This is a genomic window from Deltaproteobacteria bacterium (assembly GCA_026129095.1).
Lineage (GTDB): Bacteria > JAGRBM01 > JAGRBM01 > JAGRBM01 > JAHCIT01 > JAHCIT01.
This window is the reverse complement of record JAHCIT010000002.1, coordinates 324,502-341,849: the sequence shown is the minus strand read 5'-3', so window position 1 is coordinate 341,849 and position 17,348 is coordinate 324,502. Positions and strand designations below refer to the sequence as shown.

The window sequence follows — 17,348 nt, the reverse complement described above, 5'->3', positions numbered from 1 at the left end:
CCCGGAGAGGAAGCAGGACTACCGTTCATGGCCGCATTCTTTGATCTCGACGACACGCTCCTGTGCGATAATTCCGGCCGCCTGTGGGCCAAGGCCATGTTCGAATCGGGCCGCTTTTCGGCGGCCGACCTGGCGCTGACTGCCTACACCCTGGTTCTGCACAAGCTGGCGCTGCTGGATCCTGAAAAGACCGCCGCCCGGGCCCTCCAGATGGTCAGGGGACACGTCGAGCAGGAGTTCATCGACGAGTGTGACCAGTGGTTCGATGACTATGTTCGCCCCCGGATATCGGCCGATGCGATGGAGCAGGTCCGCTGGCACCGCCGCCGGGGCGATAAAATCTACCTGCTGTCGGCATCGACACCTTACGTCTGCGCACCCGTTTGCCGGTGGCTGGAACTGGACGGCTATCTCTGCACGCGGCTGGAAGTGGGCGCGGACGGCCGGTTCACCGGGCGGATCATTCCGCCCATGTGTTATGGCGACGGCAAGCGGAGCCAGATGGAACAGTTTGCCCGGGAGGAAGGGATCAACCTGCTCTCGTCGTTTTTCTACAGCGATTCGCTTTCCGATATCACCGCGCTGGAGGCGGTGGGGCACCCCGTTGCGGTGAACGCCGATCCGTTCCTGTTCCGCGAAGCGGTGAAGCGCGGCTGGGCGCTGATGAAGTTCGCCCGGCCCGGCGAGGCGTGGCCGGTGCCGAAATGATGGCGGAACCTGACGGACCGGTCGAACTCGTCATCGAGGGGATGCTCCACTCCGGCGAGGCATTTGGCCGCCTGGCCGATGGCCGTACGGTCCATGTGCCCAATGGAACGCCGGGGGACCGGCTCAGTGTCCGCATCACGGATGAACGAAAGAGCCACCTGGAGGCGGAGATTGCCGCTGTGGCCGTGCCGGGTCCGGACCGCGTGGAGCCGCCGTGCCCTCATGCAGATGCCTGTGGCGGATGCGACTTCCAGTTCCTGTCTGTTGCGGCGCAGGTCCGGGTCAAGCTGGATCTGTTCCGGCGCGCATTCCAGCAGCATGGAATTGGCGGTCATCTCCCGGAAGTGGAATTTCACCGCTCTCCGGAACCGCTCGGCTATCGTCACCGGCTCCGGCTCGGCGTCGTGCGGGCAGGGGGGCGGCCACTCATCGGGCTCCGCAGGCGCCATTCCCGGCAGCTTCTCGAAATAGACTCCTGTCCCGTGGCTGCTCCCGCCGTGAACCGTCTGCTGCGGGAGATCCGCGACCGGCACCTCATCGAGCCCGAACCGGGCGAGCTGGTTCTGCTGGCCGGTGACCGGGGTACCGGCGACGTGGAGGCCATTTTCGAGGACCGCCGCGGAGGAACCCGGTGGATACGGCGTCCCGCCGAGCCGGTCCGGTTCCGTACGGCTTCGGATCTGGAAATCGGACTGTCGCCGCTCGCATTCTCGCAGGCCAATCCGGCCGTTGCCCGCGAGATCGCCTCCCGCATTGACGGGCTGGTGAAGGACCGCAAGACCCGTGTGGTCGAACTGTTTGCCGGTATCGGCACCTTCACGGCGGGACTGGCCAGAAAAGCCGCCTGGGTGGATGCGGTGGAAACCGACGCGGCCGCTCTCGCCCAGCTGAAGGATAACCTCCAGCGGCTGCATCTGCTGAACGTGAAGGTATTTCCGGCTGCGGTGTCGGCAGACCTTGCGCCCCGGACCGGGCCCGCGGGCCTTCTGGTGCTGGACCCGCCGTGGGATGGCTGCGAAGCGTTGCCGGCGTTCGTCAGCCACCTGAAGCCGGAGCGGATCGGTTATGTGTCCTGCCACCCGGCAACGCTGGCGCGTGACCTGAGGCCGGTGCTGGAAACCGGTTCGTACCGGATCGTTTCGTGCGGGCTGTTCGACCAGTTCCCGATGACCGCCCACATCGAGTCGGTCACGGTGCTGGAGCGGAACTGACCTCTATTCGCCGCAGCGGATGGAGCTGACCAGTTCGGCAAGTTCCGGCGGACCGAGATTGCCGCTCACCTCGATCTCCACGCCGCCCCGGATGAACAGGTTTGCCATGATGCCGTCCACCTTCGGACGGGGGCGTGCCTGGATGGCGGCGGCGGAAAGAATGCAGGGATTGTCGTGCGGAAGCCCGACGTCCTTTCCGCTGCGGAACAGCTCGCGGGTTTCGTCGGTCCGCTTGATCCACTGCTCCACTGTTTCGCTGGTCCGGCTGAAGAACAGATGATACCGGTGCGCCTTGGACCAGAAGGTATGACGGCCTTCATCGCCTGTGCCCAGCCACCGCCGCGTATCGTACCAGGTTCCGGACAGGCCGGTCGCGGGGACTTCCACATGGGCGAAGATGGCCGGGTTGACCGGCTTGTACATGAAGCCGACGGTTTTTTCGCGGCTGACGGTAAGGCGGAAGCCGATGACGGCTGCCACCAGCAGGACAAGGGGCATGAGAAGCCAGGGATTTCTCAGGGTCGTCCGGGGATTGTGGGGTGCTGAATGGTGCGGCTCGTTCACGCGAGTTCGCGTATCACACGGGCCGGGACACCGGCAACGAGGGTACGTGATGGAACGTCCTGCGTGACGACCGACCCGGCGGCGACCATCGCGCCCTCGCCGATCTCGACACCGGGGAGGACCGTGACGCAGGCGCCAAGATAGGCTCCCTTCCGGATCACGATTCCCCGGCGGTTCCTGGCTTCCTCGATCCACGGCCGGAACCGGTACGGGTAGTAGGCGTGCCCAAGCAGTGTCGAGCGGACCAGGATGACCACATCGTCCTCGATGGCCACCGCTTCCGGTTCGGCGTCGTCGATGAACACCTCGGCGCCGATGAAGACATTTTTTCCCACCTTCACCCCTCTCAGACGGTGAAGCGCAGCCCGCGTGGTCGGGGGCAGGGGCAGCTCGCGGGTGAGCATGTGGAGCACCCGCTTTATCCCGCCCGCGGCCAGCCCCACGGGGCCCCGCATCTTCTCGCTGCGGGGGATCGTTCCGGTCAGGGGATCTGGCCTGGAATCGCCCATCACCGGATCTCCTCGTCGCCGGTTTCCAGCGCCCGGCTGAACCGCAGCTGGCTGATCTGCTCCGACAGCATTCCAAGCCCCAGGATCAGCACGGCAGAAGTCAGCGTGAACAGCGCGGCTGGCGGGAACGTCTGGTGACGCATGAGGCTCCAGCCCAGGTACAGCCCGCCCCCGAAAAACAGGAGTGAGGCAAGCGGGAGGAACACCTTGAGCGGCGAATAGAGCGTGGCGATCCGGAAGATGATCATGAGGAAGCGGACGCCTTCGGCCCACGGGTTCAGATGGGACGGACGCTCGCCGGGGCCAGTTTGTACCGGCACGAACCTGACGGGCAGTCCCGATCGCAGGATCCCCAGCGTTCCGGTGGCGGGCGAGGAAAACCCGTTCGGAAACAGGGGCAGGAGGGTGGCGACCGCCCGGCGGCGATACAGACGCATGCCGCTGGTAAGGTCACGCACGGGGACACCGCTCACGTAGGTGGCCAGCAGGTTGAAAATGCGGTTCCCGAACGCGCGGAGCGCCGTCTGGCCCTGGTAATTTCTCGCCCCGACCGTGAGCACATACTCCTCCGCGCCATCCAGAAGCCTCCCGATCTCGTCCGGCCGGTGCTGCCCGTCTCCATCCATGAGCAGCACCCACTCCCGGCGCGATGCGCGGATTCCCCTTCGCACGGCCGCGCCGTTGCCCAAGGGGTACGGGTGCCGGAGCACGGAGGCCCCGGCGCCGGCGGCGAGTGTGCCCGTTTCGTCGGCCGAGCCGTCATCGACCACGACGATCTCGGCTTCGGGAAACCGGCCGCGGATTTCGGCCACCAGGCGGCCGATATGCGGGGCCTCGTCCCGGGCTGGTATGACGATCGTGAGACTTTCGGCCGGGATGGTATGGCGGCTGGAATTCGGCATCGGGTTCAACCATGTTAACACAGGGCGGACGGCGGAGAGACAGCAGACTTTGGCGGAAAACGGCAAAAACCGGGATATGACCCAGGGCCTTCTGGCAGTACTCAAGCGTCAGGGGGCGGCCATCGGCATTGACGAACTGGCCGCCGCCTTGGGTATGAAACGGTTCGACAAGCGTTTGCTGAGGAACCAGCTTGAACAGCTCGTCCGGGCGGGCGAGGCCCGCCGCGTGGGGAGCAAGCGGTACCGGTTCGCCGGAGAACCGCCTGCCGCCGGAAATGGCGGCAAACAGGCGTCCGGCCGCACGGGAAAGCCCAAAAGCCCGGCTTCCGCCCCTGCCCGTGGCACCGGTGCCAGGGACGGCGCCGTCGTGACCGGCATCTTTTCACAGACCCGGTCCGGCGTCGGCTATGTCGCCCAGCCGGGCGGCGGAAAGGCGACCGGACTGGATGTGGTCGTTCCGGAGGGGCTTCACGGCGGAGCCATGCATGGCGACCGGGTGAGGGTCGAGGTCCGCGAGAGTGCAGGGGGCCGCCGGGTGGGCCGGATCGTGGGTATCGAGGAACGCGCTCGCCGGTTTGTCGCCGGAACACTTGCCGAGCGCCGGGGCCGCTTCATCTGCGAGCCGCTGGACGACCGGATTCCGCCGGTCCTTCTGGAAGGGGATGACCCGCTGCTCCGCAGGGCGGTGAACCAGATCGTACTCGTTACCGTGAGCGAACCTGAAGCCGGAGTCCGGTCCCGGGGCCAGGAGATGGCCCGGGGAACCCTGAAGAAAGTCCTCGGGGATCTCGAAGACCCTTTGGTCCAGTTCGACTGGATCGTCTCCGAGTTCCGGCTGCCGGAGTCATTTCCGGCCGCCGTCATGCGGGAGGCCGAATCGTTCGGCGCGGAGGTGAAGGATGCCGACAAGCAGGGCCGTACCGACCTGCGCGGGCTCCCGATCGTCACCATCGACGGCGAGGATGCGAAGGACTTCGACGATGCGGTTCTCGTGGAGCGGTCGGGCAGGGGCTACCGCCTGCTGGTTTCCATCGCCGACGTCTCGCACTACGTCCGGCCAGGCACGGCGCTGGATGACGAGGCGCTCCTCCGCGCCACCAGCATTTATCTCCCCGGCCGGGTGATACCAATGTTGCCCGAGGCGCTTTCGAACGAGCTGTGCTCGCTCAAGCCCGGCGTGGACCGGCTGGCCCTCACCTGCGAGATCGAATTCGATGCCAGCGGCCGGCCGGTGTCGAAGAAGTTCTATGAGTCGGTGATCCGCAACCATGAGCGCATGACCTACACGCTCGTCCAGCAGCTTCTGGACGGGACGAGCATCGAGGCGGTCGAGCGCCACAAGGCCCTGCTGCCGAACGTGAAGCTGATGGAGGAACTGGCGGCGAGGCTTCTCGACGAGCGCATGAAGAAGGGAGCCATTGATCTGGAGCTCCCCGAGCTCAGGTTCGACTTCGATGCCACCGGACGCGCCGTGGGGATGACGCTGAAGCCCCGCCTGTTCGCCTACCGGATCATCGAGGAGTTCATGCTGGCCGCCAACCGGGCGGCGGCCGAGCTGTTTATGGAGAATGAGCTGCCGTTCGTCTACCGGATCCATGAGCGTCCCGATACGGCGAAGGTGGACGACCTCAACGAAAAACTGGCCCCGTTTGGCGTATCGGTGGACTACCAGGACGAGGTCCGTCCCGAAGACATCCAGAAAGCGGTGGAGAAGTTCCGGGGCAAGCCGGTGGAACGGGCCGCCAGCATGCTGATCCTCCGTTCGCTCAAGCAGGCGCGTTATTCCCCCCGGAACGAGGGCCACTTCGGCCTTGCCTTCAGCAACTACACGCACTTTACATCGCCCATAAGGCGCTATCCGGATCTTGAGGTCCACCGGCTGCTGCGGGCTTATCTGCGCGGCCAGACCGGCGCCATCCGTGCGCGGGAACCCAGGCTGGAGGAGATCTGCAACCAGTCGTCCGAGCGGGAGCGCCTTGCCATGACGGCCGAGCGCGCCATGCACGACATCAAGACGGCCGAGTTCATGCAGACGCACCTGTTCAGCGAATTCGACGCCACGGTCACGAGCGTCGCCCGGCACGGCTTTTACGTGTCGATAGACCAGTTCGGGGCCGAGGGGCTGGTGCCGCTCGAAGGGATAGACGGCGACCACTACACGCTGACCGCCGACGGGTCGGCGCTCGCCGGACAGCGGACCGGAAAGACCTTCGCTGCCGGGGACCGTGTGCATGTGCAGGCGGTCGATGCCAGCATCGCCCGCCGGCGGATACTGTTCCGGTGGCTGCGGACCGACAAGCGCGTGGGTGGCGTGATGCTCCGGAACACCCGTGCGACGGCAAAGAAACCCCCGTCGCCGAAATCATCCCGTGGCGGACGGGGGCGGCGGCGGTAAGGACGGCAGGCATGAGCCCGGAGGTCCGGAAGCTGACGGATTCGGAGGGCCGCGAGCTTCTCGTGATTGCGCGGGCAGCGATCGAGCACCGGATCACTGGCAGGCCCGAACACCGGCCGGTGGCGGAAGCCCTCACACCCGCGCTCCGTGCGCCCGGTGCAGCCTTCGTGACCCTCACGAAAGCGGGCGATCTTCGCGGCTGCATCGGCACGCTCGATTTCGGCCGCCCGCTCTATCAGACAGTCGCCGACTGCGCTCTCTCGGCCGCCCTGAGGGACCCAAGGTTCGATCCGGTCAGGGCCGCCGAGGTTCCCTCCCTGCATGTCGAGGTGTCGGTACTGACCCAACCCGTTCCGGTATCAGGGCCGGAGGATATCGTCATTGGCCGCGATGGGCTTATTGTCGAAAAGGGAATGCACAGGGGCCTGCTGCTCCCCCAGGTGGCGGTCGAATGGGGATTCGACGCCACCGGCTTTCTGGAAGCCACCTGCGAGAAGGCTGGTTTGCACCGCGATGCCTGGCGGTCGGCGAGGCTCGAGCGGTTCGAGGCGCAGATATTCAGCGAATAGTGCTCTGCGTTTCCGGTTTCGCCACCCGTTCGACCGTTTCCATCACCGTGTCGCCGATCCGGTCCCAGCGGTGTGTGGTGTCCATCTGGTTTGCACCGGCCCTGGCGGCCGCCCTTGCCAGTGTTTCGTCTCTGAGAAACCGCTCAATGCAGTCCACGAACGCCGGACTGTTGTCATAAGGGGCGGTGAGCCCGCCGCCGTTGACGATCGAGGGCAACGCACCCGAATCGGTCGTCACCACCGGAATCCCGGCCGCCCAGGCCTCCAGCATCACGATGCCGAACGCCTCGTGACGCGAGGGCAGCAGCAGCATCCGGCTGTGCCTGAGTAGCTGTATCTTGTCGCGGGTGGTCAGCGGCCCCACGTCGGCAATCACCGAGCGGACACTGGCGGGCTGGCGGGGCCAGATGTCGTCGAACCAGGCGCTCGGCGGCCCTGCGACGGCGATCCTGACCGGCAGCCCGCGCCGCACGATTTCGCGGGCGATGTCGAACAGGAAGGCCATCCCCTTCTGCGGCACTTTCCGGCTGATCACCGCCGCCAGCGGCGCATCAGCCGGAATCTGGTGGGTCCGCTCAAGCCGGTACCGGAACAGCGGATCGAGCGGAGTGTCGAATCCCGACCGGTCAATGCCGTTGCCCGTCACGACGAGCCTGGCCGGGAGGAGCCCCTTCCCCGCAAGGTAGTCCTGTTCCCACCTGCTCACGCAGAACACGGCGCCACATCTCCTGAGCAGCCTGAGCGTCCGGCCGGATTCGAAGCCGGGAAGCCCGGGGTGAAAATGCGGAGTGCAGACAACCGGCTTTCCCAGGAGCCGGGCGGTCCAGATTCCGGCCCGGTTGTGCGGATAGGGGAATGCGTGGACATGAATGACGTCATGCCGGGCGGCCTCCAGCGGGAGCGCGCCGTAAAGTTCCAGCGAATGCGGCCCGGAGAAAAAAAGGTCGAACACCGGATCAAGGCCGGGCCGGCTCAGCACGGGATTCGTGGACCGCTTGATCTTGAACGGATTGAGGAGCGTGCGCGGATAGCGGAGCACGCGTACGCCGTGGTCATCGTCTGCCGGGCCGAGATCGATGTTCCGGGCGGCGGGTTCCGGCAGTGCCCAGTATTCGTCCTCCAGGTTGATGGCCAGCGTCATGACCGTGGCCTTCCAGCCCTGGCTCACCTGGTGGCGGGCCACCTGCGCGGCCCAGAGTTCCGAGCCGCCGATGGCTGGCGGATACCGCTGGATGACATGGAGAACACGCATCAGGAATCGCCGTCCGCTGCCTCGCCGGGGAGATCGTCCCCGGCGTCAACGAGCGGCCGCTCGTCGGCGAGCATTGGCTCAAGGTAAATCTTGAGCACGCGGGGACGGCGGCTCCGGGGCTCGACGATCCGCGCCTTCAGGGCAACGAGCCCGTCGCCAGCCTCCTCCGGAAGGGCCATCGACAGGGGGTACTGGCCGTCCGCCCGGCTGCCGGTTTCGGGCAGCGACAGCGCACGTCCCCGGCGCGTCCAGTTGAACGTCGTCACCGCGCCCCGCGAGAGCGGCAGGCGGAACTGGCAGGAGCTTGCCCAGGTGGGCTGTCCGGCCGGGTAGACAGTCAGTTCGACCACGCAGGTCCGGATCTTTCCCCGGTGGACGATCCGGAGTGAGACGAGCCGCCCCCTGCTTCCCAGCCGGGCCAGTGCGATGTCCGCTCCGCCGGGCACAAGGTACGCCGCCGCCATCCGCAGGGCATTCCAGGTCTCATCGCGCAGATCGTCCAGATCGGCGGTGAGGATCGCGGCAACCGGACCGGCCATGATCAGTCAGTCCTTCAGGTATCCGGCATGGCGCATCCAGGCCAGCGTACGCTTCATTCCTTCATCGAACGGCGTGATCCGGTATCCCAGTTCACTGACCGCCTTGCGCGATGAATAGTACAAACGCTCGGCCGAGACGCGGGCCGACGGCACTGAAAATGGCGGCGGGCGGCGGGTCAGCCATGAGGCGGCCCGAATAACCCTCGCTCCGGCAACGGATACCACTGGAGGAATGGTCGCCAGCGGCCCCCGGCGGCCATTGAGCCGGGCAATGCGCCGGGCAAATTCAAGGAAGGCCATGTTCTCCCCGGCAGCGATATAACGCTCGCCCGTGCGTCCCTTTTCAAAGGCAAGCAGATGGCAGCTGGTCACGTCGTCCACGTAGACCCAGTTCATCCCGCCCGACGGAACGGCGGGCATCCGCCCCATCGCCGCCGCCCGGACCGATTCGGCCATGAGCGACTTGCGGTCGCCGGGACCGTACAGGGTCGAGGGGTTCACGATCACCGCGTTGAGCCCCCGGCGGACGTATTCCTGCACGACGAACTCGGCCTGGTTCTTGGTTTCCATGTAGGTGAGTCCAAGCGGTCCAAAGTTGAACGGTGTCGTCTCGTCACACTCGGCGCCGTACGGCGAGTAGCCGATCGCCGAGACGCTGGAGGTATGCACGAACCGCCTGATCCTGTGCTGGAGCGCCCCTTCGCAGATGTTGCGCGTCCCCTGCACGTTGATCCGGTACTGCCGCTCGACGTCGCCATCGCCCTGGTCCACGTCCCCGGCCACGTGAAACACGGCCTCCTGCCCCCGGGCCGCCGCAAGGCAGCTTTCGGCGTCGCCGAGATCGCCGATGGCGTGTCCCATGCGCGCCTCATCGCCTTCCAGGATGTCCAGCTTTGAACTCTTCCGGTGAAACAGCGTCACCTCGTGGCCGAGCCGGAGCAGGGCGCGGGCCACATGGGAGCCCACGAATCCGGTTGCGCCGGTAACCAGGATCTTCATGGACTGCTGCCGTCCTGTTCCGGCCTGACGCCGGTATGGGCGCGGATGAACTCGTCGATGATCCGGGCCGTCTCGCCGGGCATCTCTTCCTGCGGAACGTGCCCGCACTCGCCCAGCACGATGAGATCGCTGCCGGGGATGTCGTATTTCAGCCGGTAGCCGTCGTTCAGGGGCAGCAGGAGGTCATCCTCGCCCCAGATGATGGTCGTGGGCTGGGTGATCTGGCGTGCCTCATAGCGGGCGAAATTGGCCGACCACCGCTGCAGTTCGCGGAAGGCGGCCCCCCAGGCTGGAACCGAACCCGCATACTGGAGCGGTTCGTGGTACCGGGTCACCAGTTCGGGCGTCACCAGCCGGTTGTCGTGATAGGCCATCTGGAGCCCGGCCCGCATGGCGGTCCGGGTCATGAACGTGAAGGCCAGTTCGGCCATGGCGGTGCTGTTCAGGAGAAAGAACGGGCCGGGGACGCTCAGGGCCGTGTATTTGGCATCGATCAGGATGAGCCCCTCCACCTTTCCGGGCGACAGCCGGGCCAGCATCATGGCAACTGCCCCGCCCATGGAGTTTCCCGCGACGAACGCCCGCCCGATACCCATCTGCTCCATGAACCTGGACGCATGCCGGGCAAAAGCCTGGGGTCCATAGGCATACTGCGCCGGACTTGGCCGGTCCGACAGGCCGAAGCCCGGCTGGTCAAAGGCCCAGGCGGTGCATCCGCCGGGCTGGCGGGCGATCAATGCGTCCCAGGTCTCCACAGAAGCGGCAAAACCGTGAAGATAGAGCAGGTGGCAGGGCGCCGGACCCTCCCGGTGGCGGTAGCGGGTCGTGATGCCGTCGATCGTCACGAACGTCTCGCTGGACGGACGGGGGACCTGGGGCACCTCGCAGGCGGCAAGAAACGACGCGGCTGCGATTACCGTGGGCAGCGGGAGTCGGAACAGGTAGTTCATGACTGCACCAAACCTATGTTTTTTTGGAGGATTCGCCAAACCCCGCCAGAGCTTGCCGCTTCGCAATGGCCGGTGCTACGTACGTCAGGCCCAAATATGAAGTACCGGGCGATGGAAGGTTACAGCCCCTCTGCAGGAACCCCGCAACCGCATGCGGGGTCGTGACGGAGCGGAGCACTGGAAGGAGAAACATCATGGCAAATGCGGACATGACACCCAAGCAGCTGATCGAGGAGTTCATCCCCAAAAAGCTCGCCGAGCTCGGCGACGTCACCTTCCCGGACCTTGGCGTCCAGTTTGAAGTGACGATCGAGGGCGATGGCGGCGGCGTGTGGACGATCAAGACCGAAGGCGGCAAGCCCAGGATTTCGGCTGGCGGGGCGAAAGACCCCCTTGTGACGGTCAAGACCAACCGGCAGGCCTACGACATGGGAATGAAGCGGGCAGGCGGCGAACTGGACCGCGACATCTCGGGCCAGGTGGGGAACATGCTCAAGATGGTTCCCGACCAGACGAAGGTGGATATGATCCGCCAGCAGCTTTCGGGCACGATGATGATCAAGATCGCCACGGATGAGGGCGATGCGCTGATCGGCATCGGCTTCGTGGGCCCGGCCGACCTCGTGAACCCGCGCTGCACGATCGAGACCTCGGAGGCCGAGCTGAACGAGATGCGCGAGACGCGGATGCCTCCGCAGCAGGCGTTCATGGCCGGCAAGATCCGTCTGGGCGGCGACATGTCGCTCGCCATGACGGCCGGCATGCTCCTGGCCCCGATGTGATCCGCCGGACAGGCGGTTTCCGGCTGGCGCCCGTCCCGAATCTCTCACGGGACGGGCGTTTTGCCTTTTCTGCGGCATGAAAGTGCTGGTCCGGCCGCCGGTGCCTGTCATTGACCGGCAGGGGTGCCGGAATTACATGATTTCGTTGACGAAGATGAGGCTGGCGGCCCCTGGGCCGCCGGGAGTGGTTTTCAGCGATGACACGGGTGGCAATCAACGGTTTCGGGCGCATCGGGCGCGTGGCGGCGCGGCTGTGGATGAACGATCCCGCCGGAATCGAGATCGTCGCGGTGAACGATCTCGCGCCCATCGAGCAGATGGCGCACCTTCTGGAGTTCGATTCGATTCACGGACGGCTCGCCTCGCCGGTGAAGGCCGGGGGCGGAGAGATCGTGGCGGGCGGCCGCCGGTTCCGCTACACGTCGGTGCCGGAACCGGAAAAGCTGCCCTGGAAGGAACTGGGCGTTGATATCGTCCTTGAGTGCACGGGCCGGCTCCTCAAGACCGAACTGGCAAAAAAGCACCTGGACGCCGGCGCCCGGCGCGTGATCCTGTCGGCGCCGCCCAAGTCGCCGGAAATCCGGACCTTTGCCTACAAGGTCAACCACGAGACGTACGACCCGAAGACCGACCTTGTGATCTCCAACGCCTCCTGCACGACCAACTGCCTCGCCCCGATGGCGATGGTCCTGGACAGCGCATTCGACATCACGGCCGGCCTGATGGTGACCGTGCATTCCTACACCAACGACCAGAACATCCACGACGCCCCGCACAAGAAGGATCTCCGGCGGGCCCGGGGCGCCGCGCTCAGCATGATTCCCACGACGACCGGCGCCGCCAAGGCGGTGGGACTGGTGCTGCCGCACCTGAAGGGGCGGCTTTCGGGCTATGCCGTCCGGGTGCCGACACCGGATGTCTCGCTGACGGACCTCACCGTGCAGGTCAGCCGCAAGGCGGACCGCGACGCCGTGAACGAGGCGATGCGGAAGGCGGCTGAGGGCTCTCTCAGGGGCGTTCTGGAATACGAGGACCGGCCGCTCGTCTCGGTGGATTTCACGGGCAATCCCGCCTCGTGCATCTTCGATTCCCGGCTGACGCAGACCATGGGCGATGGCCTCGTGAAAGTGGTCGGCTGGTACGACAATGAAACCGGCTACTCGGCGCGGATGCTGGACCTGGCGCGGTATGTGGGTGGGCGCCTGTGACCATTCGCCGCCACATCATCGGCAACTGGAAGATGCACTTCACCGCTGCGCAGGCGGCGGAGATCGCCGGTGCGCTGGCGAAGGCAAAGCCGCCGGCGGACGTCACGGCCGGCGTGGCGCCGGGTTTCCTGCATCTGGCCCAGGTGGCCCGCGCCCTTTCCGGCACGCCGTGGATCGTGGGCGCGCAGGACTGCTCCGACCGGCCAGAGGGGGCCGCGACCGGACAGGTTGCCTGCACCCAGATCAGGGACGCCGGCGGGGTGTTCGCGGTCATCGGTCATTCCGAGCGGCGGCAGCAACTGAAGGAGCGGAGCCCCCTCATCAACGCCAAGATAAGCGCTGCGCTAGAGGCGGGTCTTGTGCCGCTTGTCTGCGTGGGGGAAACCGGTACTGAACGCGGCGCGGGACTGACCGTGACCGTTCTGGACGAGCAGATCCGCGGGGCGTTCCTCGACTTGACGCCCGAACAGGTGGGCCGCTGCTGGATCGCCTACGAGCCCGTCTGGGCCATCGGGACCGGGCAGACGGCCACCGCCGAGCAGATCGCCGCCGCCCACGGCCACATCCGGCAGCAGGTGGTCCGGGGCTATGGAAAACCAGCCGAAACGGTGCCGGTTCTCTATGGCGGCAGCGTGAGCCGTGATAACTCAGCGGAAATACTGGGAATTAAGGAAGTTGATGGGCTTCTGGTCGGCGGCGCCAGCCTGAAGGCTTCGGACTTTACTGCCATCGTGGGTTGCGGCTAGGCTCCGCCCTCCCGGCAGCCCTCTGCCCGGAACAGGATTGGGAATATGGAAACATTTCTGACGGTTATTCACTGGCTTGTGGCGGCCTGCCTCGTGGTCCTGGTGCTGATCCAGACCGGATCGGCGGACATGGGCACGGCCTTCGGCGGCGGCGGATCGTCGTCGCTCATGGGCGCGGGCGGCGGTGAGTCGTTCAAGAAGAAGCTGACGGCCGGTTTTGCCGTGGTGTTCTTCATCACGAGCTTCACGCTTTCGTATTTCATCAAGAGTACCACCGGCTCCGTAATCGGCGGCGAGGACGAGAAGGCAGCCGAGGTCCAGGCAGCAACGGCGGCGGAAAAAACCGCCGGCGCCCCGGCCGCGACGCCGCCCGCTGCTGACCCAGCCGCCAGCGAAAAGCCCGCCGCTGCCGAAGAAGCGGCGCAGTAGCCACGGACCTTCCCACTTGAAAGGCGGGCGCGAGCGGCTATAACAGGAACTCCTCCGGACGGCCGGCCTTCCCCTGGGATGCGGCCTCCCGGTTCTCATGCGGATGTGGTGGAATTGGCAGACACACCATCTTGAGGGGGTGGCGCCTAACGGCGTGTGGGTTCAAGTCCCACCATCCGCACCATCCTTGGCCCTGCGGGCTTCGGATGGCAGGCCATACAGGAAACCACTCACAGCCAGTTGTTGACGCCGTATGAGTACCGGCGAAGGATGCCCTTCGTAGCCCGCAAAGCGGCTCAGGGCATGCATTCGCCAAACGGCATCCATGGTGACACAGCCGCGGCGATGCCGCCGCTCAGTACCGGATCGCGCCGCTGTCGATCAGCTCGTCCAGGATGTGGTTGCCCCGGCCGAGGTCAACGAGGTCTATCCACTCGTCCTGTCCGGCGCGGATCTGGAGCATGGAGCCGTTCATCCGCAAGGCCTCGCGGGCCGGTCCGCGCCCGGCGATGACGCCGGCGAGGTCCAGCACGTCCCCTTCCCTGGGATTGAAGTTCTTGATCCGGTCCGGGCCACCCACTTCGTCCCCGGCCGCGTAGATATAAACGTCCGCGCCGCCCGCACCGAACAGTTCGTCCGCGCCGGGGCCTCCCTGAAGCCGGTCATTCCCGTCACCGCCGGAAAGGATGTCGTTGCCGGGGCCGCCGGAGAGGATGTCGTCGCCGTCCCCGCCATCCAGGATATCTTTCCCCTCGCCGCCGGTCAGCACGTCGTTGCCTTCCTCGCCGTACAGCTCGTCATTGCCGGGGCCGCCGTCGATCGTGTCGTCGCCGTCGCCGCCGTTCAGCACGTCGTCTCCGGGGCCGCCATTGATCGTGTCGTTCCCTTCGCTGCCCCGGACGACATCGTTGCCCTCGCCGCCCTCGATGTGGTCGTCACCGTCGCTGCCGATGATGTGGTCGTCGCCCTCGCCCCCGTCCAGGTAGTCGTTCCCCCGGCCGCCCTTCAGCATGTCGTTTCCCTTGCCGCCCTCCAGCCGGTCATCGCCGTCGCCGCCGGCGAGCGAATCGTCGCCGTCGGTGCCGGTCATGTGGTCGTTGCGGGGGCTCCCGTAGAAGGTGTTCTTGTCGCCGGGGTTATGGAAAAACTCGCCCTTTTCCAGTGGCGGCTCGACCGGAGGCTCCTTGCCCCGGTCGGGGTCCAGCATCGAGCCGGGAAGGATGCGGACCGGCTCTGGAGCCGGCGCCGGAAGGGGCTCCTCCTCGGCCGCCAGGAAATACAGCAACGTCCCCAGTGCCGCCGTGAGCAACAGGGCGCCGATCCAGACCGGTCTTTTCGATTCCGCCACGATCCAAAGCCTCCCGAACGGTTATGGCGGGTATTTATCCGCTCCGGCCGCAAAAGAGAACGGGCGCCTTCGGAAAGGCGCCCGTCCCGTGATGAGCGTTAGCTAGAGGGCTCTCAGGCGATCGCCCGGCGCCGCCGGACCACCCACGCCCCGCCGATGGCCGCCAGGAGCAGCCACAGCACCGGGGCGCTGGAGGAGGCGCAGCCGCCGCCACCGCCGCCACCGGCCTGGAACGCGCCCGCGTCGCAGGCGTTGTGCGAGCGCAGGACGCCCCGCTGGTCGAAGAAGTTGCAGTACTGGGCAAGGCCCAGGTTCACGGCGGGCGAGTTGCCGGCGATCGCCAGCACCTGGCCGATACCCATCTCGCCGGCGTTGCCCTGCGGGCCCGTGCCGCCCTGCTGGAGGCCCGTCACCTGCGCGGCGACGTTCTTGCGGTCGCTGGCCTGCAGGCTGTCCTTGCAGGTCCGCTCCGCGGCCGTCTCGACCACGCTGCCGCCGAACGACTTCACGTTGCCCACGCAGTCGGAGGAGGTGTCGCTGTCGGACGAGCCCGACAGGATCGAGTTCGCCAGGTAGGAGATGCCGCGGCTTTCGCGGGGCCAGCCGTCGGGCGGGGTGTCGCTGTTGGTATAGTAGTCGCTCAGGCCGCCGCCGATCCCCTCGGCCGAGTTTCCGTCAACCGTGGTGTGGATCAGCGTCGCCGTGCCGGCGTAGCGGTGGATGCCGCCGCCGTTGCCTTCGGCCGAGTTGTTGGCGATCGAGCTGTTGAGGATGTTCAGGTACTGCTCGGTGCTCGACGCGCCGCGCATGTGGATGCCGCCGCCGTCGTTCTCGGTCGTGTTGTCCCGGATCGTGCTCTGGATGATGTCCACGCGCTTCGGCGCACCGGTGATGAAGATGCCGCCGCCGCCGCCGATATCCGGATCCGACTGGTCTTCATAGTGTCCCACGGCGCTGTTGCCCTCGATCGTGGTGTTGACGAAGGTGGTGTAGCCGCCGGAGATCAGGACGCCGCCGCCGTTGATCTCGGATTCGTTGCTGCCGATGTAGGAATCCAGGACCCATACCGTCGGCGATCCGCTGCCGATATAGAGACCGGCGCCGCCGTGGCGGTCCTCTGCACTGCTATTGCCACCCGTATTGGCATCCAGGAACGTGTTGTTGGTGACAGTGACGTTATCGAGCGTCACATCCTTGTCGGCGCCGTTGATCACGATGCCCGGGCCGCCAACCTCACGCCAGCTGTTGTTGTGCTGCCATGTCACGGTGTTGGAGTCGATGAGCGCGTTGGTGATGGTCACCTTCTTGTTGCCGCCGGTCACGCTGATGGCAGCCATGCCGGTATCCTGGGCGCAGTTGACGCCGATGGTATCCAGCTCCAGTCCCGTGACGGTGATGTTCATCATGTTCACGGTGCCGGCCTCACCCGCCACCGCGATGCCCGAACCCTCGGCACGGCAGTTGCTGCCGTCCGTGACGGTCGTGCCGGTGCTGTCGGTGATGACGATATCAGTGAGGTCGGCACTGCCGTCAATCGCCACGAACGCGGCAAGCGCATAGTCATCCGTCGCGCCCTCTTCGACATTGCTGTTCGTCACCGTGAGGTCAATCAGGTTGAGGTAGTCGGTGTTGGCGACGTAAACGGCCGGCCACGCGTCCAGGTTCTCGATGGTGAGGCCCTTCAGGACGAAGTCGTGGGCGCCGCCATTACCGGAGTCATCGCCATCGCACGGATCGCTGGGATCCCCGGCGGAGTCGAAGCCGAACAGGGGGCCATCGTCGGTTTCGTCCACGTCAATCGTCAGGACGCCCGAGCCGGGGCCGATGATCTTGAGCCCCTCGACGATGCAGTTGAAGCTGCCGTTCGAGAGAACGATCGTGCCGGTGACGCCGATGATGATCGCGTCGCGGCCACTGCTGGCGTTGGCCTCCTCGATGGCTGCGCGCAGCGTGCAGTTGCCGTCGCCGTCGTCGCAGATGCCGTCGCCCGGGTCGTCGTCGAAGGTGTCGAGCTTGCTGTCGACCGTGAAGGTCGCCGCGCTGGCCACCGAAGGCATCGCCATCATGCCGATGGCGAAGGCGAACAGAATTAGCATCTTGCCGAAAGTAGTATTGATCTTCATGTTACCGTGCTCCCTGACCCCCTCCGGCATTTGCCACCATGGCTTTCGGCCGGAGGTTGTGGTTCCTTAATTTGCAGTAAGGAAGCTAGCCTGATTCGGCGGCCAGGTTCAAGA

The 17,348-nt window shown here is 65.9% G+C and carries 17 protein-coding genes and 1 tRNA gene; 9 read left to right on the top strand and 9 right to left on the bottom strand.

The genetic code is table 11. From position 1 onward, the window contains the following. Positions 1 to 27: 27 nt before the first annotated feature. Both KIT79_04010 and KIT79_04005 read left to right on the top strand, forming a co-directional pair. Positions 28 to 708 carry an HAD family hydrolase gene (locus tag KIT79_04010; protein MCW5828462.1) on the top strand — a complete coding sequence of 227 codons (681 nt, stop codon included), beginning with the start codon at positions 28 to 30 and terminating at the stop codon, positions 706 to 708. After that, the gene (locus KIT79_04005; protein ID MCW5828461.1) at positions 705 to 1,919 is read left to right on the top strand and encodes a class I SAM-dependent RNA methyltransferase; all 1,215 of its coding nucleotides are present in this window, start codon (positions 705 to 707) and stop codon (positions 1,917 to 1,919) included. The genes KIT79_04010 and KIT79_04005 overlap by 4 nt, the downstream gene beginning before the upstream one ends. A 3-nt stretch (positions 1,920 to 1,922) precedes the next feature. On the opposite strand, the gene KIT79_04000 is transcribed toward KIT79_04005, so the two are convergent. The 3 genes from KIT79_04000 to KIT79_03990 all read right to left on the bottom strand — a co-directional run bounded on the left by KIT79_04000 (position 1,923) and on the right by KIT79_03990 (position 3,894). Further along, positions 1,923 to 2,483 carry a hypothetical protein gene (locus KIT79_04000; GenBank protein ID MCW5828460.1) on the bottom strand — a complete coding sequence of 187 codons (561 nt, stop codon included), beginning with the start codon at positions 2,481 to 2,483 and terminating at the stop codon, positions 1,923 to 1,925. Then, a complete protein-coding gene (locus KIT79_03995; protein MCW5828459.1) occupies positions 2,480 to 2,818 on the bottom strand; it encodes an acyltransferase in 339 nt (112 codons plus the stop codon). The genes KIT79_04000 and KIT79_03995 overlap by 4 nt, the downstream gene beginning before the upstream one ends. Positions 2,819 to 2,991: 173 nt before the next feature. After that, a complete protein-coding gene (locus KIT79_03990) occupies positions 2,992 to 3,894 on the bottom strand; it encodes a glycosyltransferase family 2 protein (GenBank protein ID MCW5828458.1) in 903 nt (300 codons plus the stop codon). A gap of 76 nt (positions 3,895 to 3,970) precedes the next feature. On the opposite strand from KIT79_03990, the gene rnr reads away from it, so the two are divergent. Both rnr and amrA read left to right on the top strand, forming a co-directional pair. Further along, entirely contained in the window at positions 3,971 to 6,289 is a 2,319-nt protein-coding gene (gene rnr / locus KIT79_03985) for a ribonuclease R (protein ID MCW5828457.1), read from the top strand. Between the two features lie 11 nt (positions 6,290 to 6,300). Continuing rightward, a complete protein-coding gene (gene amrA / locus KIT79_03980; protein ID MCW5828456.1) occupies positions 6,301 to 6,858 on the top strand; it encodes an AmmeMemoRadiSam system protein A in 558 nt (185 codons plus the stop codon). Here amrA and KIT79_03975 read toward each other — a convergent pair. The 4 genes from KIT79_03975 to KIT79_03960 are packed head-to-tail and all read right to left on the bottom strand — an operon-like array spanning position 6,848 to position 10,598. After that, complete coding sequence (locus tag KIT79_03975) at positions 6,848 to 8,110, bottom strand: glycosyltransferase family 4 protein (protein MCW5828455.1); 1,263 nt, start codon at positions 8,108 to 8,110, stop codon at positions 6,848 to 6,850. The genes amrA and KIT79_03975 overlap by 11 nt on opposite strands. Next, positions 8,110 to 8,649: a hypothetical protein gene (locus tag KIT79_03970; GenBank protein ID MCW5828454.1), complete on the bottom strand. Its 540-nt coding sequence runs from the start codon at positions 8,647 to 8,649 to the stop codon at positions 8,110 to 8,112. The genes KIT79_03975 and KIT79_03970 overlap by 1 nt, the downstream gene beginning before the upstream one ends. 6 nt (positions 8,650 to 8,655) lie before the next feature. Beyond that, complete coding sequence (locus KIT79_03965) at positions 8,656 to 9,648, bottom strand: SDR family oxidoreductase (GenBank protein MCW5828453.1); 993 nt, start codon at positions 9,646 to 9,648, stop codon at positions 8,656 to 8,658. Further along, positions 9,645 to 10,598, bottom strand: coding sequence for an alpha/beta hydrolase (locus tag KIT79_03960; protein ID MCW5828452.1), 954 nt, complete (start codon positions 10,596 to 10,598; stop codon positions 9,645 to 9,647). Before KIT79_03960 ends, KIT79_03965 begins: the two co-directional genes overlap by 4 nt. 194 nt (positions 10,599 to 10,792) lie before the next feature. Between KIT79_03960 and KIT79_03955 the strand changes: the two genes are divergently transcribed. The 5 genes from KIT79_03955 (at position 10,793) to KIT79_03935 (ending at position 13,947) form a co-directional block, all read left to right on the top strand. Further along, positions 10,793 to 11,380 carry an SCP2 sterol-binding domain-containing protein gene (locus KIT79_03955; GenBank protein MCW5828451.1) on the top strand — a complete coding sequence of 196 codons (588 nt, stop codon included), beginning with the start codon at positions 10,793 to 10,795 and terminating at the stop codon, positions 11,378 to 11,380. A 197-nt stretch (positions 11,381 to 11,577) separates the two neighbouring features. Continuing rightward, a complete protein-coding gene (gene gap / locus KIT79_03950) occupies positions 11,578 to 12,588 on the top strand; it encodes a type I glyceraldehyde-3-phosphate dehydrogenase (GenBank protein ID MCW5828450.1) in 1,011 nt (336 codons plus the stop codon). Continuing rightward, a complete protein-coding gene (gene tpiA / locus KIT79_03945; GenBank protein ID MCW5828449.1) occupies positions 12,585 to 13,334 on the top strand; it encodes a triose-phosphate isomerase in 750 nt (249 codons plus the stop codon). Before gap ends, tpiA begins: the two co-directional genes overlap by 4 nt. Before the next feature lie 45 nt (positions 13,335 to 13,379). Then, entirely contained in the window at positions 13,380 to 13,763 is a 384-nt protein-coding gene (secG, locus tag KIT79_03940) for a preprotein translocase subunit SecG (GenBank protein MCW5828448.1), read from the top strand. 99 nt (positions 13,764 to 13,862) lie between these two features. Beyond that, positions 13,863 to 13,947 (top strand) — tRNA-Leu (locus KIT79_03935). Between the two features lie 171 nt (positions 13,948 to 14,118). Here KIT79_03935 and KIT79_03930 read toward each other — a convergent pair. After that, on the bottom strand, positions 14,119 to 15,111 hold the full coding sequence (locus tag KIT79_03930) for a calcium-binding protein (GenBank protein ID MCW5828447.1): 993 nt from the start codon (positions 15,109 to 15,111) through the stop codon (positions 14,119 to 14,121). Between the two features lie 113 nt (positions 15,112 to 15,224). After that, complete coding sequence (locus tag KIT79_03925; protein MCW5828446.1) at positions 15,225 to 17,234, bottom strand: hypothetical protein; 2,010 nt, start codon at positions 17,232 to 17,234, stop codon at positions 15,225 to 15,227. Between the last annotated feature and the right edge of the window lie 114 nt (positions 17,235 to 17,348).